Source organism: Variovorax sp. R-27 (assembly GCF_049913215.1).
Lineage (GTDB): Bacteria > Pseudomonadota > Gammaproteobacteria > Burkholderiales > Burkholderiaceae_C > Variovorax.
In genome coordinates this window covers 3,592,765-3,616,391 of record NZ_CP183984.1, presented here as the reverse complement: position 1 = coordinate 3,616,391, position 23,627 = coordinate 3,592,765, and the positions used below count along the sequence as shown (strand labels likewise).

At 67.2% G+C, this 23,627-nt stretch carries 20 protein-coding genes; 9 read left to right on the top strand and 11 right to left on the bottom strand.

Annotated elements, in window-relative coordinates:
- Nucleotides 1-2 precede the first annotated feature (2 nt).
- Nucleotides 3-3,098 carry an efflux RND transporter permease subunit gene (locus ACN9MV_RS16880; protein WP_426388707.1) on the bottom strand — a complete coding sequence of 1,032 codons (3,096 nt, stop codon included), beginning with the start codon at nt 3,096-3,098 and terminating at the stop codon, nt 3-5.
- Entirely contained in the window at nt 3,091-4,245 is a 1,155-nt protein-coding gene (locus tag ACN9MV_RS16875; RefSeq protein ID WP_426388705.1) for an efflux RND transporter periplasmic adaptor subunit, read from the bottom strand. The genes ACN9MV_RS16880 and ACN9MV_RS16875 overlap by 8 nt, the downstream gene beginning before the upstream one ends.
- 208 nt (nt 4,246-4,453) lie before the next feature.
- On the opposite strand from ACN9MV_RS16875, the gene ACN9MV_RS16870 reads away from it, so the two are divergent.
- From ACN9MV_RS16870 to ACN9MV_RS16860, 3 genes are all read left to right on the top strand, one after another.
- Entirely contained in the window at nt 4,454-5,149 is a 696-nt protein-coding gene (locus ACN9MV_RS16870; RefSeq protein ID WP_307614270.1) for a response regulator transcription factor, read from the top strand.
- Complete coding sequence (locus ACN9MV_RS16865; protein WP_426388703.1) at nt 5,142-6,554, top strand: sensor histidine kinase; 1,413 nt, start codon at nt 5,142-5,144, stop codon at nt 6,552-6,554. Before ACN9MV_RS16870 ends, ACN9MV_RS16865 begins: the two co-directional genes overlap by 8 nt.
- An 89-nt stretch (nt 6,555-6,643) precedes the next feature.
- On the top strand, nt 6,644-7,624 hold the full coding sequence (locus ACN9MV_RS16860; RefSeq protein ID WP_426388702.1) for a tripartite tricarboxylate transporter substrate binding protein: 981 nt from the start codon (nt 6,644-6,646) through the stop codon (nt 7,622-7,624).
- Between the two features lie 9 nt (nt 7,625-7,633).
- Here ACN9MV_RS16860 and ACN9MV_RS16855 read toward each other — a convergent pair whose 3' ends face one another.
- From ACN9MV_RS16855 to ACN9MV_RS16825, 7 genes are all read right to left on the bottom strand, one after another.
- Nucleotides 7,634-8,020: a DUF4150 domain-containing protein gene (locus ACN9MV_RS16855; protein WP_093056806.1), complete on the bottom strand. Its 387-nt coding sequence runs from the start codon at nt 8,018-8,020 to the stop codon at nt 7,634-7,636.
- A gap of 26 nt (nt 8,021-8,046) precedes the next feature.
- The gene (locus ACN9MV_RS16850) at nt 8,047-8,715 is read right to left on the bottom strand and encodes a DUF3540 domain-containing protein (protein ID WP_426388701.1); all 669 of its coding nucleotides are present in this window, start codon (nt 8,713-8,715) and stop codon (nt 8,047-8,049) included.
- Nucleotides 8,712-9,713, bottom strand: coding sequence for a pentapeptide repeat-containing protein (locus tag ACN9MV_RS16845; RefSeq protein WP_426388699.1), 1,002 nt, complete (start codon nt 9,711-9,713; stop codon nt 8,712-8,714). The genes ACN9MV_RS16850 and ACN9MV_RS16845 overlap by 4 nt, the downstream gene beginning before the upstream one ends.
- Before the next feature lie 80 nt (nt 9,714-9,793).
- Entirely contained in the window at nt 9,794-12,457 is a 2,664-nt protein-coding gene (locus ACN9MV_RS16840; protein ID WP_426388698.1) for a DUF2169 family type VI secretion system accessory protein, read from the bottom strand.
- Between the two features lie 22 nt (nt 12,458-12,479).
- Nucleotides 12,480-12,869: a DUF3592 domain-containing protein gene (locus ACN9MV_RS16835; RefSeq protein WP_307614261.1), complete on the bottom strand. Its 390-nt coding sequence runs from the start codon at nt 12,867-12,869 to the stop codon at nt 12,480-12,482.
- Nucleotides 12,870-12,874: 5 nt separating this feature from the next.
- Entirely contained in the window at nt 12,875-15,211 is a 2,337-nt protein-coding gene (locus ACN9MV_RS16830) for a type VI secretion system Vgr family protein (RefSeq protein WP_426388696.1), read from the bottom strand.
- A 138-nt stretch (nt 15,212-15,349) separates the two neighbouring features.
- A complete protein-coding gene (locus ACN9MV_RS16825) occupies nt 15,350-16,486 on the bottom strand; it encodes an iron-containing alcohol dehydrogenase (protein ID WP_426388692.1) in 1,137 nt (378 codons plus the stop codon).
- A gap of 141 nt (nt 16,487-16,627) precedes the next feature.
- Here ACN9MV_RS16825 and ACN9MV_RS16820 point away from each other — a divergent pair, with 141 nt between their 5' ends.
- Together ACN9MV_RS16820 and ACN9MV_RS16815 are read left to right on the top strand one after the other, a co-directional pair.
- Complete coding sequence (locus ACN9MV_RS16820) at nt 16,628-17,542, top strand: alpha/beta hydrolase (RefSeq protein WP_426388691.1); 915 nt, start codon at nt 16,628-16,630, stop codon at nt 17,540-17,542.
- The gene (locus ACN9MV_RS16815) at nt 17,539-18,429 is read left to right on the top strand and encodes a YbgC/FadM family acyl-CoA thioesterase (RefSeq protein ID WP_426388689.1); all 891 of its coding nucleotides are present in this window, start codon (nt 17,539-17,541) and stop codon (nt 18,427-18,429) included. Before ACN9MV_RS16820 ends, ACN9MV_RS16815 begins: the two co-directional genes overlap by 4 nt.
- Nucleotides 18,430-18,431: 2 nt before the next feature.
- Here ACN9MV_RS16815 and ACN9MV_RS16810 read toward each other — a convergent pair whose 3' ends face one another.
- Together ACN9MV_RS16810 and ACN9MV_RS16805 are read right to left on the bottom strand one after the other, a co-directional pair.
- On the bottom strand, nt 18,432-19,349 hold the full coding sequence (locus ACN9MV_RS16810) for a hypothetical protein (protein WP_426388687.1): 918 nt from the start codon (nt 19,347-19,349) through the stop codon (nt 18,432-18,434).
- A gap of 147 nt (nt 19,350-19,496) precedes the next feature.
- Nucleotides 19,497-20,423, bottom strand: a complete 927-nt coding sequence (locus tag ACN9MV_RS16805; protein WP_426388686.1) for a YgfZ/GcvT domain-containing protein — start codon at nt 20,421-20,423, stop codon at nt 19,497-19,499.
- Between the two features lie 125 nt (nt 20,424-20,548).
- On the opposite strand from ACN9MV_RS16805, the gene mltG reads away from it, so the two are divergent.
- Genes mltG through ACN9MV_RS16785 form a run of 4 tightly spaced genes read left to right on the top strand, consistent with a single transcriptional unit; the run spans nt 20,549 to nt 23,611 of the window.
- Nucleotides 20,549-21,574, top strand: coding sequence for an endolytic transglycosylase MltG (gene mltG, locus ACN9MV_RS16800; RefSeq protein ID WP_093173509.1), 1,026 nt, complete (start codon nt 20,549-20,551; stop codon nt 21,572-21,574).
- The gene (gene tmk / locus ACN9MV_RS16795; protein ID WP_426388684.1) at nt 21,571-22,227 is read left to right on the top strand and encodes a dTMP kinase; all 657 of its coding nucleotides are present in this window, start codon (nt 21,571-21,573) and stop codon (nt 22,225-22,227) included. Before mltG ends, tmk begins: the two co-directional genes overlap by 4 nt.
- Complete coding sequence (locus ACN9MV_RS16790) at nt 22,224-23,237, top strand: DNA polymerase III subunit delta' (RefSeq protein ID WP_426388682.1); 1,014 nt, start codon at nt 22,224-22,226, stop codon at nt 23,235-23,237. Before tmk ends, ACN9MV_RS16790 begins: the two co-directional genes overlap by 4 nt.
- Complete coding sequence (locus ACN9MV_RS16785) at nt 23,234-23,611, top strand: PilZ domain-containing protein (RefSeq protein WP_093056792.1); 378 nt, start codon at nt 23,234-23,236, stop codon at nt 23,609-23,611. The genes ACN9MV_RS16790 and ACN9MV_RS16785 overlap by 4 nt, the downstream gene beginning before the upstream one ends.
- The last annotated feature ends 16 nt before the right edge of the window (nt 23,612-23,627 follow it).

Below are 23,627 nucleotides of genomic sequence, written 5' to 3'. Positions count from 1 at the left end.
TCCTAACGGTCGCGGCGCGAGCGCGTGCCCCAGCCCTTGCGCTCGAAAACGCGCTCCATCGCGAAATACAGCGTCGGCAGGATGAACAGCGTGAGCAGCGTCGACACCACCAGCCCGCCGACCACCACCGTTGCCAGCCCGCGCTGCACGTCGGTGCCCACGCCGGTGGCCAGCGCTGCCGGCAGCATGCCGACCGATGCCACCGTGGCCGTCATCAGCACCGGGCGCAGCCGCTCGGCCGCGCCTTCGAGCACCGAGGCTTGCAGGGCAAGCCCTTCGCCGCGCACGCGCCGGAAGTTCGCGACCATGATGATCCCGTTCTGTATGGACACGCCGAACAGCGCGATGAAGCCCACGGCAGTGGCCACGTTGAGCGTTTCGCCCGCCACGTGCACCGCGATCAACCCGCCCAGCGTGGCCATGGGCACCACACCGAGAATCAGCGCCACCTGCCGGATCTTTCCGAACTGGAAGAACAGCAGCACCGCCATGATGCAGACCACGATGGCCAGCGACACGCCCAGGCGGGCCTGCGCGCGCTGCTGGTTCTCGAACTGGCCAGCCCACTGCAGCCTGAATTTGGCCGGGTCGAACTTCACTTCCTTCGCGATGCGGGCCCGTGCCTCATCGAGATACGAAGCCAGGTCGCGGTCGCGGTTGTCCACGCGCACGGTGATCTGCCGCTCGTTCATCTCGTGCGAGATGGTGCTTTCGCCGGTCTGCAGCCGGATGTCGGCCACCTGCGACAGCGGCACCTTCGCGCCGCTGGAGCTGTTGAGCAGCAGCGCACCGATGGCCTCGGTGTTGCCCTTGGCGCTCTTGGGCATCTTCACTGCCACGTTGTAGGTGCGGTTCTCCGCATACACCGTGATCACGGGCGCGCCGCCGATGCCGGTCTGGATCAGGCTGGCCACGTCGTTCGCGTTGACGCCGAAGCGCGCCGCCGCCTCGCGGTTCAGCTCGATCACCACCTGCGGAATCGGTGGTTCCTGGAACAGCGAGGCCGAGGCCGTGCCGCGCACCGTCTCCAGCAGATCGACGATCTGGTTGCCGATGCGCCGGCTTTCCTTCAGGTCGTCGCCGTAGATGCGCAGCACCAGCGGGCTGTGCGCGCCGCCCACCGAATCGTTCACGCCGTCGATGATCGGTTGGCTGATACCCACGTCGAAGCCCGGCATGCGCGCGAAGCGCTCGGTCAGCGTGCGCACGAAGGCGGCCTTGTTCACCCCGGCCGGCCACTCGCTGTAGGGCTTGAGGCCCACGGGCACCTCCATGTGCGAAGGCGTCCACGGATCGGTGCCGTCGTCGTTGCGGCCCAGCTGCGTCACCACGTACGACACCTCCGGGTATTCGAGCAGCACATGCCGCAGTTCGGTGGCCATCTCGCTGGCCTTGTCGAGCGACAGGCCCGATGGCAGTTGCACCTGCAGCCACAGCGCGCCTTCGTCGATGTCTGGCAAGAACTCGCGTCCGGCCGTGGCGCCCAGCACCATCACCGCGGCCAGCGCCAGCGCGCTCAGGCCGTAGGCGATGGCGGGCACGTCCAGCAGCTTCGCCAGCACGCGGCGGTATGCGCGCGTGAGCCACTCCAGCGGCTTGTTGACGAAGGGCTTGCTCGGCTTGCGCAGCGCCACGTAGGCCAGGCTGGGAATGAGCGTCAGCGCGCAGAGCAGGGCACCCACCAGCGCGTAGCCGACCGTGAAGGCCATCGGCTTGAACAGCTTGCCCTCGGCCCGCTCGAAGGCGAACAGCGGAAAGTACGCGGTGATGATGATCAGCGTGGCGAAGAAGATCGGCCCCGACACGTGACTTACGGTTTCGAGGATGTTTCCCTCGGTGAGCGTGGCTTCGGGTTCTTCCTCGCGCCGCCGCAATATCGCTTCCATCACCACGATGGCCCCGTCCACGATGATGCCGAAGTCGATCGCGCCCAGCGAGAACAGGTTGGCCGGCATGCGGGTGAAGTGCATCACGATGAACACCGTGACCAGCGACATCGGAATGGCCACCGCCGCCACCACCGCGCTGCGCGGGCTGCCCAGGAAAAGAATGAGCACGAAGCACACCAGCGCCATGCCTTCGAGCACTGTGTGCGTCACCTTGTCGACGGTGAGCTTCACCAGGTCGTCGCGGTCGATGTAGGGCACGATCTTCACGCCCATGGGCGCGAGTTCGGCCTGCAGTTCGTCGATCTTGGCGTGCACGCCTTCGAGCACGCGAGATGGGTTCTCGTACTTGAGCATCAGCACGATGCCCTCGATGGTGTCCGGGTTGGTGTCCTTGCCCAGGATGCCGCCGCGCTCCTGGTGGCCGAACTGCAGCCGCCCCAGGTCGCGTACCAGCACCGGCGAGCCGCCGCTCTGCGCAACCACCACCGTGCCCAGGTCGTCCAGCGTGTGGATCTGGCCGATGCCGCGCACCACGTAGCTCTGGTCGCCCCGCGCGATGCGTCCACCGCCCGCGTTGGCGCTGTTGTTGTTGATGGCTGTGACCACGTCGTTCAGCACCAGCCCGTACTTCTGCAGGCGCGCCGGATCGAGCTCGAGCTGGAATTCGCGCGTGAAGCCGCCGAAGTTGTTGATGTCCACCACGCCCGCCACCTGCTTGAGCGCGGGAATCACCTTCCAGCGCTGCAGCTCCGACAGCTCCATCAGGTTCTTCGTGTCCGATTCGAGCGTGTAGCGGTAGATCTCGCCGGCCGGCCCCGCAACGGGGCCCAGGCCCGGCTGCGCGCCCGAAGGCAGGCTGACCTGCCCGATGCGCTCGGTCACGCGCTGGCGAGCGAAGTAGTCGTCGGTGCCATCCTTGAAGCTCAGGTTGATGAGCGACAGCCCGAAGGTGCTGCTCGAGCGGATCGAGGCCAGCCCCGGCGTGTTGCTCAACGCGCGTTCCAGCGGCGTGGTGATCTGCTGCTCGATTTCCTCGGCGGCCAGGCCGTTGACCTGCGTCGTTACCTGCACGGTCACGTCGCCGAGATCGGGGTAGGCCTCCACCGTCATCTGGGTCCACGACCAGGCGCCGAACAGAACCAGCGCCACCGACATCGCCCAGGCCAGATGCCTGCGGCGAAAGAACTGGGTGATGATGAGATTAATCATTCAGCAGCACACCACCACGCACCACCACGCGCTCGCCCACGGCCAGGCCACTGCGGATGCGGACCTTGTCGCCGTCCTCGCGGCCCAGTTCGACCATGCGCCGCACGAAGGTCCAGGGCTCGGCCTCGACGAACACGCTCACGCTGTCGTTGTTCATCAGCAGGGCAGAGGCCGGCACCTGCGGCTGTGCGCCCTGCGGCACGCCCAGCACGGCCGTCGCGTACATGTTGGGCTTGAAGATGCCCTCGGGGTTGGCGAACACGATGCGCGCGCGGGCGCGGCGCGTGTCCGCGTCGAGCACCGCGCTCACGAAACCGACCTTGCCGCTGAAGCTGCGGCCCGGGTAAGCGGCCAGAGTGACGACCGCGTTCTGCCCCGGGGTGACCGCACCCACGACGTTCTCGGGCACGTTGACCGTGACCCAGACCGAGTCGAGGTTCGACACCGTCATCAGCGCCGCATTGGCGTCGTTCAGGTTGGCGCCCGCGGCCGCGTTCAGCGCCGTGACCGTGCCGGCCATGGGCGCGACGATCTTCAGCACCTGGCCGGCTTGCCCGCCGCTGCCTTCAGCGCCCAGGCTGCGCAGGCGCGTTTCGCTGCGGTGCAGCTCCGCTGTCTGCTGCGCGACGCTGCTCTGGGCCGCCTCCACGTCTTTCGCGGCGTTGGAACCGGCCTCGTTCACGCCGCGCGCCCGCACCAGCGCGCGCTGCGCCAGGTCGAGCGCGTCGCGTGCCTTCTGCGCGTCGGCCACCGCCTGCGCGAGATCGGGCGAGGCCATCGTGGCGAGCACCTGGCCGCGCTTGACCGTGTCGCCCAGGCGCACCTTCAGTTCGAGCAGCTTGCCGGTCAGCGGGGGAAGAATGTTGACGGTGCCGGCCGGGTTGGCCTCCACCGTGGCGGGCAGGCTCACTTCGTGCGGCAGGGCGTCCTGGCCGACCGTGGCAACCAGCAGGCGCTCGCGCAGCGGCGAGCCGGCGGGCACGCTCAGGCGGTTGCCCTGGCGCACGAGCATCGGCGCGGGTGCGGCTGCCACGGCGGTGGCGGCATGGGCGGTGTTGTCGAAGGAGTCGACGCACAGCGCCGCGCAGGTCAGTACGCCGAACACGATGCGTGCCGGCGTCATCTGGTACAGGGATTTCTTTTTCATCTTCATCGTCGCAATGCGTCCGTTGCGAGGACGGGCGCGCTGCGCACGGGGTGCCTTCCCCATGCCCTCGATCCGCTCCCGTCTCCTCTCGGCGAGGGTACGAAAGGGCGACTTAAGAAGTTCTCAAGAAATCCTGAAGATGTCTTAAGGATTGGCCCTTGCGCACCCCTGCGGCCTGCAGTCAGGAAGCCCGGGCATGATTCGCGCCATGAGAATTCTGTTGATCGAAGACGACCGCAAGGCCGCCCGGCTGTTGGCCCGCGGCCTGCAGGAAGAGGGCTTTGTCGTCGACGTCGTGCACACGGCGGAGGAGGGCGATGAAGAAGCCTTCGTCGTCGCCTACGACCTGATCGTGCTCGACTGGATGCTGCCCGGAAAGGACGGCCTCACGCTGTGCCGCGATCTGCGCCAGCGCGGCTGCAAGACGCCCGTGCTCATGCTCACCGCCCGCGATGCGCTGAGCGACCGCGTGGCCGGCCTCAACACCGGCGCCGACGACTACCTGACCAAGCCCTTTGCCTTCGACGAACTGCTGGCCCGCGTGCGCGCGCTCCTGCGCCGCTCCGAGATCATGCGGCCCGTGGTGCTCGCGGTGGCCGACCTGAGCCTCGACCCGCAGAGCCAGCGCGTGTTGCGCGGCGGCATGGTGCTGGACCTGACGCACAAGGAATTCGCGATCCTGCAGATACTGCTGCGCCATGCCGGCGAGGTGGTGAGCCGGTCGCGCCTGGCCGAGCAGGTGTGGAAGGACGACCTGATCGCCATCGACAACCTCATCGACGTGCACATCAGCAACCTGCGCCGCAAGGTCGACGCGCCGCCGGCCGCGCCGTTGATACAGACCGTGCGCGGGCGCGGCTTCAGGCTGGCACTGGCCGACGATGGTGTGGTTGGACATGCTTAGTTTCCGCAAGCGGCTGGCGCTGGCACACGTCAGCGTGATCGTGGTGGTGATGGCGATCGCCGCCTTCGGCTCGTATCTCGTGTTCGCGCGCAACGTGCGCCGCGAGCTCGATGCCGCGCTGCTCGCGCTGGCCGAGACCGAAATGGGCATGCTGCTGTCCGCCGGCGAGGGCGACACCGTGATCGTGCACGAGGCCCCGCCCGGCCCCGGCGCGCCTTCGTTCGTGCGGCTCGACCGGCTGGTGCAGATCGTCGACGCCGAGGGCCGCGTGCTGGCGCGCAGCAGCAACCTCGGCGAGGCGCAACTGCCCATTCCGCCCGCACTGCGCGAGCGGCTCGCGGCGGGCGAGACCGTGTTCGAAACACTCGACGGATTCGGCGAGGAACCGACGCGCATGGTCTCGGTGCCCGTGCCGGGGCGCGGCTCTTCCTTGTTGGCAGTGCAGGTGGCCGGCTCGCTGGACGACGTGAACCGCACGGTGGCGATGGCCAGCGTGCTGTTCCTGGTCCTCGGCGGCGCGCTGCTGCTGGCGCTGGGGGCGGCGGGCGCGCTGATCACCCGGCGCGCCTTCGGTGCCATCGACGACGTGGTGCAGCAGGCGCATCGCATCGGTGACGCGAACCTGGGCGAGCGCCTGCCGCACCCCGGAACGAACGACGAGATCGGCCGGCTGGTCGACACGCTCAACGCCATGCTGGCGCGCATCGAGCAAGGCATGGAGGCGCAGCGGCGATTCACGGCGGATGCGTCGCACGAGCTGCGCTCGCCGCTGTCGCGGTTGCGCACCGAGCTTGAACTCGCTTTGCGCAGGCCGCGCGAACCGGTGGCCTATGTGGAGACGCTGCATTCCTCGCTCGAAGAAGTCGAATCGCTCACGCTGCTGGTCGAAGAACTGCTGGTGCTGGCCCGGCTCGACGCAGGGCAGGAACGCGACGCGGCCGAGACGGTGTCGCTGAACGTGCTGGCGGAAGAGGCCGTGCGCCGGCTGGAGCCGATGGCGCGCGAGCGACGGCTGGAGATTTCATTGGAGCCTGCGCCGCCCGTGGCTGCGCGGGTGGCGCGCGGCGCGGCGAGCCTCGCGCTGGCCAATCTGCTCGACAACGCGCTCAAGTTTTCGCCGGCGGGCACCACGGTGCGCGTGAGCCTGCGTGCGGACGTGGAGGCGAATGAAGCGGTCATCAGCGTGGCGGACAGCGGGCCCGGCATTCGCGGGGACGAACTGCCGCATCTGTTCGAGCGCTTCTATCGCGGTGCCACGGCGCGGTCGGACGAGAAGACGCCTGGGCTTGGATTGGGGCTGGCGCTGTCGCAGGCCGTGGTGCATGCGCATGGCGGGCGGATCGAGGCGGCGAACGAAGCGGGCGGCGGGGCGCGCTTCGATATGCGGTTGCCGTTGGCGCGGTGAGGCTGACCCGCCGGGCAAACCCTGACCGTGCCGGCGTGCGGCGCTTCGAGAATGGCCCGGTCCATTCATTCCAAAGCAACGCCGCCACCATGCCCCACGCCACGCTGTCTCGCCGCCAGTTCACGCTCGCTACCGCCGCCGCAAGCCTAGCCTTGCCATCGTTCGCACAGAGCGCATGGCCGACCAAGCCGATCCGCATCGTCGTGCCCTACACGCCCGGTGGGTTCACCGACCAGATGGCGCGGCTGGTGCAGATCGGGCTGCAGACGAAGCTCGGTCAGCCGGTGCTGATCGACAACAAGCCCGGCGCCAACAGCCTGATAGGCGTCGATGCCATCGCCAAGGCGGCGCCCGACGGCACCACCTTCGGCGTCGTCATCGCCGCCTACGCGGCCAACACCACGCTGTACCCCAAGCTGCCCTACGACCCGCGAAAGGATTTGGCGGGCGTGTCGCTGATGGGTGTGTCGCCGCTGCTGGCCGCGGTGAATGTCGATGCGCCTTTCAAGACCGCGCGCGAGCTCATCGACTATGCGCGCGCCAACCCGGGCAGGGTGAGCTTCGGCTCATCGGGCAACGGCTCGGCCGCGCACCTCACCACCGAGCTGTGGAAGTCGCTGACGCAGACTTTCATGATCCACATCCCGTACCGAGGCGCGGTGCCGGCGCTGACCGACCTGATGGGCGGGCAGATCCAGCTTTTCTTCGACGCGCCCACGGGGCTCATCAACCAGGCCAAGGCAGGCAAGGTGCGTCTGATTGGTGTGGCGGGCGACAAGCGACTGGCGGCGGCGCCCGAGGTGCCGACCTTCATCGAGCAGGGCTTCGCGGGCTTCACCGGCAGCACCTGGGCCGGCATGCTTGCACCGGCCGCTACGCCGCGCGATGTAGTCAAGCGTATGTCGGAGGAGGTGGCGCGCATCATCAGGAGCGACGAGACGCGCGCGAAGCTCGACGCGATGGGCACCATTCCGGCGGGCAGCACGCCCGAGGAATTCGACGCCTTCATCACCGCGGAAACCGCCAAGTGGGGCAAGGTCATCCGTACTGCGGGGGTGAAGGCGGAGTAACGAACGGCCTCAGGCCGCGAGCATCAGCACCTTGCACTGGCTCGGCACGATGCGCATGCCCAGCGCGTTGCTGCGGTTCTGTACCGAGAGGCTCGTCATGCGCGTGGCCGGACTGCCCTTCAGCAGCACGGTGAACGAGCCGGTGATGTGGCGCGAAGGCCCCATCACCGAAGGCGAGATCACACCCAGTGTCACGCCGGGGTTGTCGCCGTTGGTGAGCGGCGTGACGGTCGCCAGGTTGTGCGCCGGCGCGAACATGAAGAGGATGTTCCACGCATTGGGAATCGCGGTCGGGCCGAGCGCGAAGTTGGGGTAGGGGATGGGAATGGCCGGCGGCGTCTTGCACACGTCGGGAAAGGCCAGGTCCATGCCCATCATCTGGCAGTTGGCAAACATGCTGTCGGCTCCTTGTGTTTCCGGGCTCAGCCCATGTGGATCTGCTTGGCGTCGACCTTCACGACCGCCTGCGCCGTGACCACCGTCTGCGTTGCGTGAATGCGGGCGAGGTCGGTGGCTTCGTAGTCGAGCTGGCCGCAACGCACCTGCTCCGTCTGCTCGGTCATGCGGAAGGCCGTGCGGCTGATGTGCACCAGGCGGTCCATCACGGTCTCGCACAGCCGGCCGACGACATGAATACTTGCGGCCATGGCCTTGACGGCGTTGCCGACGTAGTTCAGCCGGTCTACCTTGCAGTCGGCTTCGGTCGCGGTCAGGGCGAAACGCTCGCTGCTGACTTCCACCGCCTTGGCGGATTGCAGCCGGATGGCTTCGCTGCTCTCGATGTGCACGCCGCCCGTGGGCGTGGCCAGCGTGAGGCGGCCCTTCGTCTCGATGTGCGCGGTGGTGTCGTCGGCCTGGTCGATCACGGCGATCAGGTACACGTGGTAGCGGTCGGGCCCGGCAATCAGCACCGTGTCGCCGAGTTCGGGGCGCAGGAGGCAGCTGGCGGCGCGGCGGCATTGCCAGGCACCGTCGTCGCATTCCACGCGGTACAGCGATCCTTCAGGCAGGTGCTCGACCACCTTGCCCAGGCGCTGCACGGGCGCGTCGTCCGTGCCGGCCTGGGGACTGCGCAATGCTGCGATGTTCATGGGGTTTCGCCTTTCGTGAATGGGATGGAAGATGCATTCCGCTGCGCGGACCAGCGTTCCGCCTCGAACAGGTCGGGGTCGTTGGGCAGCACGCCGGCATGGCCGCGCAGGGCAGAGGGAACGTCGCGTGCGCCATGCAACTGGGTGCGGAAGAGCCGGGCATCGAAGTTCGCGCCTTCCAGTGCAGCTCCGGAAAAATCCGCGTAGGTGAGGTCCGCGCCGGCAAAGCTGGTGGCGGTGCAATCGGCACGATGGAAGATGCACTGCTGCATGCTGGCCTCTCCGAAATCGGCGGCCGCGAGCTTCGCGTCGATCCACAGGCTCTGGTCGAAATGCGCGCCGCGTGCATCGACCCGGCTCAGGTCGGCTTCGGGAAACAGTGCCTGCGGTGCATGAACGTTGCGCAGCACCGCATCGCGCAGCACGGCACCCTTGAAGTTGCACTGCGCCATGTGGGCGCCCTCGAAGTTGCAGCCTTCGAGATCAGCGTCGGTGAACTGGCACAGCTGGAAGTGGTGGTTCGAAAAGTCGTGCCCGGCAAGGCGCGACCCGACGAAGACGACGCGCTCGAAGCGTGCCCCCGCCAGCGCGGTCTCGCGCAGGTCGACCTGATAGAACACGGCCCGGTCGAGCTGTGCCTGCGACAGGTCGGCACCATCCAGCGGCGACTTGAAGAACAAGGTCCTGTCCAGCAGGCCCGCCGCAAAGCGGCTGCGTGAAAGGGCGCTTTCCATGAACTTGGTGTCTGCCACGCTGGCCTGCGAAAAGTCGCAGCCCGGCAACTGGCAACGATGGAACACCGCATCGTCCAGCACGGCGCCCGTCAGGTTCGCCGACGGAAGCGTGCATTGCGAGAAGGCGGCTTTCTTGAGCTGTGCGTCGGTCAGCTGCACGCCGTTGAGCGTGCAGCGGTCGAACTGGGCTTCTTCGAAGTGCGTGCCGATGCAGCTCACGCCGTCGAAGTCGACTTCCAGGAACACGCCGCCGGAGAGGTCCATTCCATCGAGGCGCCAGCCTCTGCAGCTTCGCTCCCTGATCGGTTCGCCGCGCTGCACCATGGATTGCATTCGGTGCGGCGTCATGCGGCCGCGGCTTCCTGGCGCGCAGGGTAGACCTTGGCCAGGTGCGTGTAGGCGCCGTCGAGCAGCGTGGTGTCGTCCATGAGGCTCTGGGACACGTCGGCGCGAAAGAGGTTGGCGCCGCGCAGGTCGCTGCCGCGCAGGTCGGCCTTCTGGAAGCTCGCGTCGATCAGGTCGGCGTTCAGCAGGCTGGCATGCCGCAGGTCGGTGCGCACGAAGCGTGAGTCGCGTGCATTGGCGCGAGAGAGATCGGCTCGGGACAAGTCGCATGCGGAGAAGTCGCTGTTCTCGAGCCGCGCGTCGCTGAAATCGGCTTGCGACAGGGCGACCTCGCGCAGGCTGCATTCGCGCAGGTGCGCGCCCTGGAACTTTGCCTCGCGAAAACTGCTGGTGCCGACGACGCAGGTGGTGCGCAGGCTCGCACGCGTGAAATCCATCTGCCCATCGGCCTGCACGTCGACGAACACGCTGCTCTCGAGCCGGGCGGCCACGAAGCCGATTGCGCCGGGCTTGCAGCTCACGAGATGCAGCTTGAACAACACGGCCTCTTCGAAGTCGAGCTGCTCCAGCCGTACCTTCTCGAGAAACATGATCACCTTGAGGCTGGCACCGTGAAAGCGGCAGCGCACGAATGCGGCCTCGATGACCGTGTTGTCTTCCCATTGCGAAGCGCTGAAGTCGCAGTCTTCGCAGAGGATGTTTTCCAGCACCGTGTTGCGCAGATGGGCGCCTGCGAACAAGGTCTGCCTGCATTGAGCGAAACCCAGGTTGGCGTTCTCCAGCCGCGTGCCGCGCAGCGAAGCACCGTCGAGGCAGGCACGGGCGAGCACGGCGCGGGAGAAGTCGGCGTTGTCGAGTTGCGCGCCGCGCAGGTTGGCGCTTTCCAGCTGTGCCCCGCAGAAGCGGGCGCCACGCAGGTCCATGCCCGAGAGGTCGGCGCCGGTCAGGTCCATGTCCGAAAAATCGCGGCTGCCGGCGAGCAGCGCCGTTACCTGCTCGCGCACCTCGGCGGCGCGTGCCGGTGTCATCGGGTCGGCGGCGTCCTGGTGGTGGGCGCTGCTCAGGTACATCTTGCGTTGCGCCGCGGCAATCAATTCGCCGCGGCCCAGGAGCTCGGCGACGGGGGCCATGTCCGCTGCACGCGAGCCCGGCATTTCCGACATGGCCGCGGCCATGCTCTGGAGATGCGGCGCCATCGCCGCGGCGGGAGGCCCCTTGAGCCCGGAGCGCTCGCGGCCTTCGGTCAGCGCCAGCAATGGACTCAGGTCCGGCTCCGTCGGGCCGGCTTCGGCGGCGCGCGTGCGAAGTGTCTCGCTCAGCTCCTGCTGCTGCGTATGCAGCTTCTGCTTGGCTTCTTCCTGCATGCGCTTGGTGCGCGCGACGAACTCGGGCAGGGCGTCCAGCGTGGGCAGGTCGTCGGCCGGGTCCTGGGGCGGAAAGTAGCGCGCGGGGTCCTGGCCGTCGCCGATCATCTGCTGGCGCATCTGCTCGCGCATCCACTCGCCGTGCTTGTGCGCATTGCGGGCCAATGGGCCGAGTGGCCGGTCTTTCAGCGATACGGTGTCGAGCCAGGGGGCAATGGCCGCGGCGGGAACCAGTTCCCGATCGCGAAAGCTGTAGAGCGCGCCGCTTTCCGGATCCAGTCGCCGATGCAGGATGCCTTGGTAATAGCTGGCCGGAAGGGCTTCGGCGCCGGCCTCTTCAAGCGCTGGCATCAGGTGAATGACGTCGGCTGCGTCGTCTTCGCGGATGTCCGCCACACCGTGGTAGATCAGCACGATGCGCTCGCGGTGCGGGAAGAACCAGGCGGTCGTCATCCGCATCGGCACGTCGGTGAAGGTGGTTTCACCGGCCTCGGAAGCCAGCGTCAGGAAGCAGCGTGCGCGCCAGTCCGGCAGGCGGCCTGCCTGATAGGGCTTGTGCGGGTGCATGTTCCAGATTTCGTAGGGCGCGGCATCGGGAATGCGATCGGCATCGCGCCACCACTGGTCTTCGGGCGCCGCGTTGAAGAGGTGCCAGTCCATGTCGCCGGAGAAGGCCGGAAAGTCTTCCTTGGCCCATTGGGCGTCGTATTCCTTGCCGATGCGGGCAAAGCGCCGGGGCCACATCACGTCGATGGCGCCGAAGCCAGCGGGGGAGGGCTGCTGATCGGCGCGCTGGATAGGTGCATCTGCAGACTCGACGTTCGGCAGCCGGCGCGTGCGCACGCCGTTGATCATCTCTTCCGCGGCGCCGATGCCGAGTGGGTTGTCCGCAAACGAGGCGCCGCCGTAGGCGTGCTGCCAGTCGAGCGGCATGCGCTCGAAGTCTTGCGGCGGCGTGGCGCGCTTGTCGAGCCAGTAGCGGTCGCCCGAGACGCGCAGGGTTTTTTCGAGCGTGCCGACGCGCATCTTTACCAGGCACTGGTTGCGGATCTGCTGGTGCGCGGTGTAGGCGTGGCCGGTGGCCAAAAACTCTGCGCTGCGCTTGGGCATGCCGAGATCGAGCACACCCTGCTCGCCGATTTCCTCGGCCACCAGGGGCCAGAGCTCGGCGTCCGGGTAGAGCATGGGCACGCCATCCATACCTGTCATGGCGACCACTGTCAGCCCCAGGCGCTGGCGTCGCTGCCATGGAAACGGGCGGCTCAATACGCTGAGCCGGAGAGGCTTGATGACTTTCATGAAACAGGGAATGCGCTCGGGATCAGCGGGGAATGGTCGTGGTCGACTGGCGGCGGTCGATGGCCACGGCCGTCGAATCGGCCGGGTCGATCAGCACATGAATCGTCTGGCCGGGCATGAAATTGACCACCAGCTCGCGCGCGATGCGGGTCTTGAACATCTGCTCGAGCGGTGGACGGCCAGCCAGCTCGGCGGTGCGCACGCGCAGTTCGACGTCGTTGTCGTAGGTGCCCTGTGCTAGCTCCCGCAGTGCAAGCACCTGGGCGCTGGCGGGCTGGCCTTGCTTCACCAGGCGCTCATAGCGCTGCGCTTCCTCGCGGTACGGCCTGTTGTTGCGCACGGTGTGCACGACCACGAACACCAGGAAGACAACGATCAGAACACCAGAGATTACGGGCAACCAGAATTGCATGTGCGCTAGCTGAAGATGCTCATGACCTTGGCCTGGATCGCCAGCCCGCCGCTGCGGATCTTGGCGCCTGCGGCCTTCACGTTGGCGCCCGAGGCTTCGAGGCTGAGCCCGTTGTCCTTGTTCTTGAAGGCCGAGATGTCGATCTTCACGGTTGCCAGCTGCAGGTTGAGGGCGGCGTAGATCTGCGCTCTTGCGCCCCAGACGTCGAAGGAGGTTGCCACCGCGCCGAAGCGGAAGACGCAGCCGCTTGCGCGCGCGATCCGCCAGTTGTTCTCCTGGGAGGAGCTGATGGTGTGTTGGGGCACGTTGAAGGTGACCTTCGGCGCGTTCACGATGATCTCGACGCTGACGTTCTCGGTCACCGTGCCGGTGATGTTGCGGGTCTCGCCTGCTGTGATGTTCTCCGTGCGTGGCCCCTTGGTGGTGAGCATCTCCGCGCCGTCCACCGTGGCCGTGAGGCCGCCGGTGATGGTCCATGTTGCGCCGCCGGTGGTGGTGCGGGTTTCGCCGCCCGCAATGGTTTCGCTCTGGCCGCCGGTGATGCTGCGGGTTTCTCCGCCGGAGATCGTCTCGGTGCGGCCACCCGTCACAGTGCGCGTTTCGCCGCTGTGAATGGTCTCGGTTTCGCCGCCGTTGACCGTGCGGGTCTGCCCGCCGTTGATGGTCTCGACGCCGCCACGGTTCACGAGCCGTTCTTCGCCGCCGTTGTAGGTGGCGGTTTCCTTGTCGGTGATGGTGGTGGTGCGTGTGCCGATGACGTCGAGCTTTTCGTTGACGTGAATGACGGAGGTGCGGTTGCCGCCCACGTCGCGCGTTTCGTCGGCTTCCACTTCCACATCGAGATTGCGCTCGGCATGCAGCAGGATCTGCTCGGCGCCCGTGCGGTCTTCGAAGCGCAGCATGTTGGCCTGGTTGGCCGCGCCGCCGGTGCTGGAGCGCGTGAGGATGCCGCTGGCGGTGGCGTTGGCGGGCAACTCCCATGGCGGCATCTGGTCGCTGTTGTAGACGCGGCCGGTGATGATGGGGCGGTCGGGCTCGCCACCGATGAAATCGACGATCACTTCCTGGCCCACGCGCGGCATGTGCATGGTGCCGTAGTTGGCGCCGGCCCAGTTGCTCGACACCCGCACCCAGCAGGAGCTGTTTTCGTCGGACTGGCCATAGCGGTCCCATCGGAACTGCAGCTTCACGCGGCCGAAGCGGTCGGTCCAGATTTCTTCGGGGCCGACCACGGTGGCGGTCTGCGGGCCGTTGGTGCGCGGGCGCGGCGTGTTGCGCGCGGGGCGATAGGCCACGGTCGAGGGCAGCACGGTGAAGTCGAATTCGCACACCGATTCGGTGGTGCCGCCCGTGGAGTATTCGGGCTCCTGCAGGTCGTAGCGGGTTTCGGTGACGAGGTATTCGCGGTTGTCCGATTCGCGCGGGCAGTGCGTCATCTCGAACAGGTAGCCCGGCGCCATGCCGACCACGTTGGTGTGACCCGATGCCAGCTCGTGCGCGCACTGCAGCTCCTGCAGGCGGATCTTTGCGTAGGCGTCGCCCTGCTGGTGCTCGCTGTAGCCGCCGAGCCATTCATAGACCTCGTAGGTCGAATGCTCGTGGGCCTTCGGGTCTTGTTGCACGCTTTGCAGCGAGGCGCGCGACTTCTTGAAGTCGAAGTCGTCGAGCATCACGCGGCCCGAGGTGATCTGCTCGGACACGCGCCACTGGTCGATGCAGGGCTCCATCGCATTGAGCACGCGGTCGCGCGGGCGGTAGGTAATGCTGGCGTGGCCGGGCAGCGGCTTGTAGCTGCCTGCATCGTCAGCCAGCACCAGCAGGTGCGATCCGTTGCTGTGCTCGAAGTGGTAGGCGATGCCTTCGTGCTCCATGAGGCGGCTCACGAAGGCGAAGTCGCTTTCCTGATACTGCACGCAGTACTCCTGGGCGGAGTAACTGCCTGTGAGGCGCTTCTCGAACTGGAAGCCGTACTTGCCCAGCACGTCGTCGAGCACCTCGGGCACGCTCTTGTTCTGGAAGATGCGGCAGTCGGTGGTGCGCGTGAGGTACCACAGCCAGGGCTGCACGAGCGCGCGGTAGATGTAGTGGCGGCCGGTTTCGTTGGCGCGGCCCACCAGCTCGAAGCGCACCACGGTGCCGTTGAGAAAACGCGGCGCGCCTTCGTCGGCGAGTTCCAGCGTGAGCGAAGTGCCGAGCAGTTGCTTCAGGTCGAGGCTGAAGCTGGTGCTGACCATGTCCACTTCGAACTCGAAGAGTTGCGAGAGGCCTTCCTGTCCCCGCATGGAGCGGAACTTGAGCTGCTCGGCGCTCAGGACGGTGTGGACTTGGACGGTACGCGGCATTCGGAACTTCCCTGACCCTTGGGCTTCTGCGGCTGAGAAACCTTCGGTGACAGTCTAGAAATTCCTTATGTCACATAAATGACGCGAGGGGCGCAGAAGGGCGCCTTTCTCCTCTGAAACAACGCGTAGAAGAAGCCCTTACATCGAGGCTTCGAGCATGGCCTTGTAGTCGTCGCGCGTGGCCAGGCGCGGGTTGGTCTTGTGGCAGTGGTCGGCCATTGCGCCGTCGATGATCTTCTCGAACAGCGCGGGCGTTACGCCCACCTCAGCCAGGCCCTTGGGCAGGCCGAGGCGTGCGTTCATGTCGCGGATCGCGTCGCCGAGATCACCGGCCGAATCGAGGTGCATGGCCTGCGCCATGCGCTGCAGGCGCTGTTCCTTCTGCACCGATTCCGCGCCAGAATTGAAGTGGATCACGGCAGGCAGGAAGAGGGCGTTGAGCGTGCCATGGTGCAGGCGTGGATCGACGCCGCCCAGGCTGTGGCTCAGCGAATGCACGCAGCCCAGGCCCTTCTGGAAGGCCATGGCGCCCTGCATCGAGGCGCTCATGAGATTCAGGCGCGCCTCGCGGTCGCTGCCGTCTTTTGTTGCGCGCTCGATGTGGCCCCAGGCGCGCTCGAGCCCGTCGAGGCCGATGCCGTCGGCCGGCGGATTGAACGCGGCCGACATGAAGGTCTCCATGCAGTGCGCAATGGCATCCATGCCGGTGGCGGCCGTGAGCCTGGGCGGCAGGCCCAGCGTGAGCTCGGGGTCGCAGATCGCGGCCTTGGGCATCAGGAACCAGCTGTGAAAGCCGAGCTTGCGATGGTCGTCGACGATGACGATGGCACCGCGAGCCACCTCGCTGCCGGTGCCGCTGGTGGTGGGCACCGCAATCAGCGGCACCGCGCGATCGGTGATCTTTGGCGAGCCGCCTTCGATGGTCGCGTAGGTCTTGAGCGGGCCCTCATGCGTGGCCGCGATGGCGACGCCCTTGGCACAGTCGATGGCGGAGCCGCCGCCCACGGCGATCAGGCCGTCGCAACGGCCGCTGCGGTAGAGCTCGACGGCCGCACGCACTGCGCCTTCGGTGGGGTTGGAAGGCGTCTGGTCGAACACCGAGACTTCCAGGTCGGCGATGGCGTCGAGCGCCTTCTGCAGCACGCCGGCTGCACGTACGCCTGCATCGGTCACGATCAGCGGGCGGTTGATGCCGATGCGCGCGCATTCGCTGGACAACAGCTTGATCGCGCCGAACTCGAACTGGATCTGGGTGAGGTATTGGATGAGTGCCATGGGGATGAAGGCCTCCGGGAGTCCGGGGCAGTACGATTGCCGACCAGCCAAATCTAACAAGAGCGATCAGTCTTGCACACGAAAGAAACCCTTGCCGCTGTCGCGCCGGGAACACCTCCCGCCATACGACTTACCCCGAAGATGGCCAGCGTTGTCGAGCGCATGGCGCGCGCCGGCCACCCCACGCTCGACCAGCTCACGCCCGAGGAGGCCAAGGCCTCCTACGAAAAGGGCGCGGGCGTGCTCGAAGTGCCCAAGCCCGAACTGGCGCGGGTGGAAGACTTCACCATTCCCGCGCGCGACGACTTCGCGATCCCGGCACGGTTGTATGCGCCGTCCACCGATGTGCTTCCCGCGCTGATGTACTTTCATGGCGGCGGCTTCACCGTCGGCAATATCCGCACGCATGACACGCTGTGCCGCGTGCTGAGCGCCAAGAGCGGATGCGCGGTGGTGTCGGTGGACTACCGCCTCGCGCCCGTGCACAAGTTTCCGACGGCGTCGAACGATGCATGGGACGCCTTCGCCTTCCTGGCCCACGAGGGTAGACGCGTCGGTGTCGACACGCGGCGCCTGGCGGTAGGCGGCGACAGCGCCGGCGGCACGCTCGCGGCCGTCTGCGCGATCCTTTCGCGAGATGCCGGCCTGCCGCTCGCGCTGCAGATGCTGATCTACCCCGGCATGACAGCCCATCAGGACACGGCCTCGCACCAGCGCCACGTCAACGGCCCGCTGCTGACCAAGGCGATGATCGATTTCTTCTTTGCGCAATACGTGCGCACGCCGGCCGACCGCGACGACTGGCGCTTTGCACCGCTGCTGGCCGACGACGTCGACGGCGTGGCGCCGGCCTGGATCGGTCTGGCCGAATGCGACCCGGTGGTTGATGACGGCATTGCCTATGCCGACAAGCTGCGCGCTGCCGGCGTGGCGGTCGACCTGGAAATCTACCGGGGCGTGATCCACGAATTCATCAAGATGGGGCGCGCTATTCCCGAGGCGCTGCAGGCGCAGGAGGATGCGGCCCGGGCACTCAAAGAAGCACTGACACCATGAGCGACACAACAGCTACCCAACGCAAGGATTTCCGTTTCTTCCACCGCCTGCGCGTGCGCTGGGCCGAAGTCGACATGCAGAAGATCGTCTTCAACGCGCACTACCTGATGTACTTCGACACCGCCATCGCGGACTACTGGCGCGCGCTGGCGCTGCCGTACGAAGAGGCGATGCACGCGCTGGGAGGGGACCTCTACGTGCGCAAGGCCACGATCGACTTTCGGGCCTCGGCCCGCATGGACGACGTGCTCGACGTGGGCATGCGCTGCACGCGCATCGGCAATTCGTCGATGGTGTTCGAGGGTGGGCTGTTCCGGCAGGACCAGTTCCTGGTGGGCTGCGAGCTGGTCTATGTGTTCGCCGACCCGGCCACGCAGACCTCGAAGCCGGTGCCGGCGCTGCTGCGCGAGGTGCTGACCGGTTATGAGGCCGGCGAGCGCATGAGCACCGTCGAGACGGGCGACTGGGCCACGCTGGGCGAAGGCGCGGGCGCTTTGCGGCGCGCGGTGTTCATCGAGGAGCAGAACATTCCCGAAGCGATGGAGTGGGACGAGCACGATGCCGTGGTGCTGCACGCGGTGGCGCGCAACCGCATCGGGCAGGTCATTGCCACGGGCCGGTTGCTGCCGGCCGAGAACGGCGTCTCGCACATCGGACGCATGGCGGTGCATCGCAACCTGCGCAGCGGCGGGCACGGCGCTGCCGTGATGCAGGTGCTCGAAGAGGCCGCCAGGGCCCGCGGCGACAGCGTGGTGGCGCTGAACGCGCAGCGCAGCGCCGAGCGCTTCTATACGCGGCTGGGCTATGTGCCGCATGGCGATGGCTTCGAAGAGGCCGGCATCCCGCATATCGAGATGCGTCGGTCTCTTCTTTCTTCTTCTCAATAGCTTCAATAGCGGCTGGGTGGGTCCGGCACGTAGCCCGGGTCCGAACCCGGGAACGGCGACGGGCCAGCCGGACGCGGCCAGCGCAGCGGAGGCGGCACCGGAATCACGCCCGCGGCGACGAGGTTCTCGCGGCTGTCGTAGCGGATGCGCACCACCTCGTCGGGCGAGGACTGCGCGCGCTCGAAGGTGGTCTTGCCAACGTACGAGGTCTCGCGGCGGCCGTGGGCGGTGCCCAGGCTCGGGCTTGGGGCTGCCTGGCGAGCCATGCTGCCCGAGGCGGACGCCTCCGCAGCGGGTGCGCTGTCTGCCGAGCCGGCCTTCGCACGCGCATCGCCTTGGTACGACGACGATGACTCGCTGCGGCGCTCGCGTTCGCCGTATTCGTCGCGGCGCGGGTATGGCGTGATGGGAGGCGGAAGCGGCTCGGGCATGCGCTCGCGGAACATTGCGACGCCGATCACGCCCACGTCGTCGGGCCGGCCGGTGCGGCTTGCGTAGGAGTTGCCGGCCGCGGCGAATTCGAAAGCCGCGATCTGCGAGTCGCTCTTGCGCCAGCCTGTGATGTCGCTGCGCTCGCTTGCGCTGAACACATAGCCGTTCTGCCCGACGCCCGCGGTTTCGCCGGTGACGACGTTGACGCCGTCCACCGACATCACGGCCATGATGCGTTCGCCCATCGCGTTGCGCGCCCGGATGGCATAGCGCGCGCCGGGACGGCCGGCCACCCAGTATTCGCCGCGGTGGCGGTAGATCGGCAGTTCCGCGCCGGTACCGCGGTCGACCACGCTGATCTGCATCAGTGAGCCGATGCGGCTGGATGGCGTTGGCGGAGCGTAAGACCGCTCGGGGCTCTGCGCGCAGGCCGAGAACGAGGCCACGGCGCTCAGGGCCAGGGCGGTGGAGAAGAATCTGCGCTTCATGGTGTGTCTTCCTTGCCAGGAGTTGATCGGTGCAGGCTTCTACGGCGCAGCATCGGCGGCAGGGTTAAACGACGCGCAAAAAAATGGCGCTATCTGTTCGATAGCGCCGAGCGCCCCTTTTCTTCAAGGGCGTTGGGGGTAAGGGGCTCAGATGTCTTCGAGCAAGGGGTAGGGCAGCGGCTCGACGGTGAGGGCTGCGCCATCGGCCGATCCGACGCGCAAGCCACCGGCTTCGAGCGCGGCGATCTGCATGGAGATCAGCGCGGACCAGCCGCCATCGGGAGCCGGCGCAGCTTGCGCCACGGTACCCACGGGCTGCTCGGCGTCGCCGGCGGCGAACACTTCCTGCCCGGCGGACACGGGGGCATCGGCCTGCACGAGGTAGGTGCGGCGCTTGAGCGTGCCGCGGAACTGGCTGCGCGCGACCACTTCCTGGCCGGGGTAGCAGCCCTTCTTGAAGTTCACGCCGCCGACCGATTCGTAGTTGATCATCTGCGGCACGAAGGCCTCGATGACCGGCGTGGTCAGCGTCACGATGCCGCTGCGGACTTCGCTCCATTGCCACAGGCTGGCGTCGACTGCCGGGCCCACGGGGGCGGCATGGCCGGCCGGCGCGATCCAGAGCGCGCGCGGAACGCCGTCGGCGGGGTACAGCGACACGGCGCTGACCTCGTCGCCGACTGCCGTGCGCTTGCCGGGCAGCGCGGTGGCGTCAAGGCCGTTGCCAGTCAATGCCGTGCCGGCCAGGCCGTACAGCGCAAATTGTTCGGTGGCGTCGGTCAGCTTGACCTTGGCGCGCAGTACGAACATCGACAGGCGCTTGAGCGTGGCGGCCAGGATGTCGCGGCTGCACACCAGCAAGATCAGTTCGGGTTGCGGCTTGATGCCGATGAAACTTGCGATCACACGGCCCTTGGCAGTGCACAGCGCGGCCAGGCGGGCGTCGGAGGCGCCTTGCAGCGAGAAGTCTTGTGTCAGCTGGCCGTGCAGGAAGCTGGCGGCATCGGGGCCCTCTGCACGGATCACACCAAGGTGGGAGAGGGCGGTCACGCCATTGAGAACGACAGTGGTCATCGCTGAATTATCATGGCCGTGCCTGTTCCTTCGGGTCGGCAGGGGCTCCCGCCCTGCAACCTGCAAGGCCACCGGTTTTTTCACCTCCTCCTCCGGCTTTTCCCCGTCATCCCCACATCGGATCCGTGCGCAGCTTCTTCCTCACGCTTTTCCTGCTCGCCGCCCTGATTGCGCTTGCGCTCGGCGGCGCTGGCCTCTGGTGGGTGCACCAGCCGCTCAAGCTGCCCGCGCCCACCGTCGATCTGTCGGTCGAGCCCGGCACCACGCCGCGCGGCATTGCGCAGGCCGTGGCCGACACGGGCGTTGACGTGCAGCCGCAGCTGCTCTACCTGTGGTTCCGTGTTTCGGGGCAAGACCGCCAGATGCGCGCCGGCAGCTACGAGCTGGAGCGCGGCATTACGCCCAAGCTGCTGCTCAATATCCTGGTGCGCGGCGAGGAGGCCACTCGCAGCTTGGTGCTGGTCGAGGGCTGGAACATCCGCCAGGTGCGCGCCGCGCTCGCCAAGGCCGACCAGCTCAAGCCCGACAGCGTGGGCCTGACCGACGAGGCGCTGATGGCCAAGCTCGGCAAGCCGGGCATGCACCCGGAAGGGCGCTTCTTCCCGGACACGTACACCTACTCGAAGGGCTCGACCGACATCGCCCTGCTGCAGCGCGCGATGCGGGCCATGGACAAGAAGCTCGAAGCCGCCTGGGCCGCCCGCGCCTCCGATCTGCCGTTGAAATCGGCCGATGAGGCGCTTATTCTGGCCAGTATTGTCGAAAAGGAGACAGGCAAGGCCAATGACCGCGCGGAAATCGCGGCCGTCTTCACCAACCGCCTGCGCATCGGCATGCCGCTGCAGACCGACCCGACGGTGATCTACGGCATGGGCACGGCCTTTGAAGGCAACCTGCGCAAGAAAGACCTGCAGACCGATACGCCCTGGAACACCTACACCCGCGGCGGGCTGCCGCCCACGCCGATTGCCATGCCTGGCAAGGCCGCGCTGCTGGCGGCGGTGCAGCCGGCGCAGAGCAAGTCGCTGTACTTCGTGTCGCGCGGCGACGGCACCAGCCAGTTCAGCAGTTCGCTCGACGACCACAACCGCGCGGTCAACCAATATCAGCGCGGCGGCGGCAGTCCCAACAAACCGAAGGCGACCCAATGAGTGACAACGGTCTGTTTCTCACGCTGGAAGGCATCGATGGCGCCGGCAAGTCGAGCCATCTCGATGCGCTGGAAGCGCTGTTCAGGGCGCAGGGCCGTGAAGTCGTGCGTACGCGCGAGCCCGGCGGCACGCCTCTGGCCGAGACGCTGCGTGGGCTGATCCTCGAAAAGCCGATGGACCCGCTGACCGAATCGCTGCTGGTGTTCGCGGCGCGGCGCGATCACATCGTGCAGGTCATCGAGCCGGCACTGGTGCGTGGCGACGTGGTGCTGTGCGACCGGTTCACCGATGCGACCTTTGCCTATCAGGGCGCAGGACGCGGCTTCGATGAAGCCGTGCTGTCGACGCTCGAGCGGTGGGTGCAGGCGGAGGCGGGCAGGGCGACGCTGCTGCAGCCGCACATCACGCTGTGGTTCGACCTTGCGCCCGAGATTGCTGCACAACGATTGGCCGGGGCCCGCGTGCCCGACAAGTTCGAAGCTCAGCCTGTCGAGTTTTTCAGCCGCGTCGCCCAGGGCTACGCGGCCCGTGCGGCTGCCGATGCGAAGCGCTTCGTGCGCATCGACGCCAGCCAGTCCCGCGACCAGGTCTGGCAGCAGGTTGAAACGGCGTTGGTGGCGCGTGGTGTGCTGAGCGGTGGTGTCACTCGATGAGCGCTCCGGCACTGACTCCCTGGCTGCGCCGGCCGCTCGCGGAACTGCTGCGCCAGCGCGGCCATGCCTGGCTGCTGCAAGGCCCCTCCGGCATCGGCCAGTACGAACTGGCGCTGGCGCTCGCGTCCGCGTGGCTGTGCGAGCAGCCGACGGACGAGGGCACCGCCTGCGGCCACTGTGCCAGCTGCCATGCCATCGAGGTCCGCACCCACGCCGACCTGTGCGTGCTGATGCCCGAAGTCGCCATGCAGGAGCTGAACTGGCCGCTCGACGAGAAGGCGCAGGCCGACATCGACGACAAGAAGCGCAAGGCCAGCCGCGAAATCCGCGTCGAGGCGATGCGCGATGCGGTCGGCTTCGCCCAGCGCACCAGCGCGCGCGGCCGCGGCAAGGTGGTGCTGGTGTATCCGGCCGAGCGCATGAACACGATCACCGCGAATGCGCTGCTGAAGACGCTCGAGGAGCCGGTCGGCGACGTGCGCTTCGTGCTCGCCAGCGAGGCTGCGTGGCAACTGCTGCCGACCATCCGCAGCCGCTGCCTGGGCTTCACGCTGCCATGGCCCGAGACTGCCGAGGCCGAAGCCTGGCTGGCCGCGCAAGACGTGCCCGCCGCCGATGCGGCCGCCCTGCTGCGCGCTGCCGGCGGCCGGCCAAGCGACGCCTTGCGGCTTGCGCGCTCGGGTCAGTCACCCAAGGCATGGGCCTTGCTTCCCAAGGCGATGACGCGCGGCGACGTGGGTGCTCTGGCCGATCACGCGCCAGCGCAGGCCGTCGGTGCGCTGCAGAAGCTTTGCCACGACCTGATGGCTGTCGGCAACGGTGCCGAACCCCGGTTTTTCGATGCTGCCGATTTGCCTGCGGCCCCGTCCCGGCTGGCGCTGGCGCGCTGGTCGAAGTCGCTTGCAAGCGCCGCGAGAACCGCGGAACACCCGTTCAATGCGGGCCTCATGCTGGAATCGCTTGTGAGCGAAGCGCGAACCACCCTAAACTCTGCCGCTCGTCGCCCATGAATCAACCCACAGCCCCCGCCGCCAACGCCACGCCCGCCCGGCCGAGCGTCATCCAGCTCGCCATCAAGGAAAAGGGTGCCCTGTACGCGGCCTACATTCCGCTGTTCGCGGAGGGCGGCATCTTCATTCCGACCACCCGCGAATACCGGCTCGGCGACGACGTCTACGTGCTTTTGACACTGCCGGAAGACCCGCAGCGCTATCCGGTGGCCGGCAAGGTGGCCTGGATCACGCCGTCGCGTGCGGCTGGCAACCGGGCGCCTGGCGTGGGCATTCGTTTTCCGTCCGACGAAAAGTCGCGCCAACTGAAGGCGCGCATCGAGGCAGCATTGGGTGGCTCGATGGCGTCCGACCGCCCCACGCAAACTATCTAATCGGCTTCCCCCATTG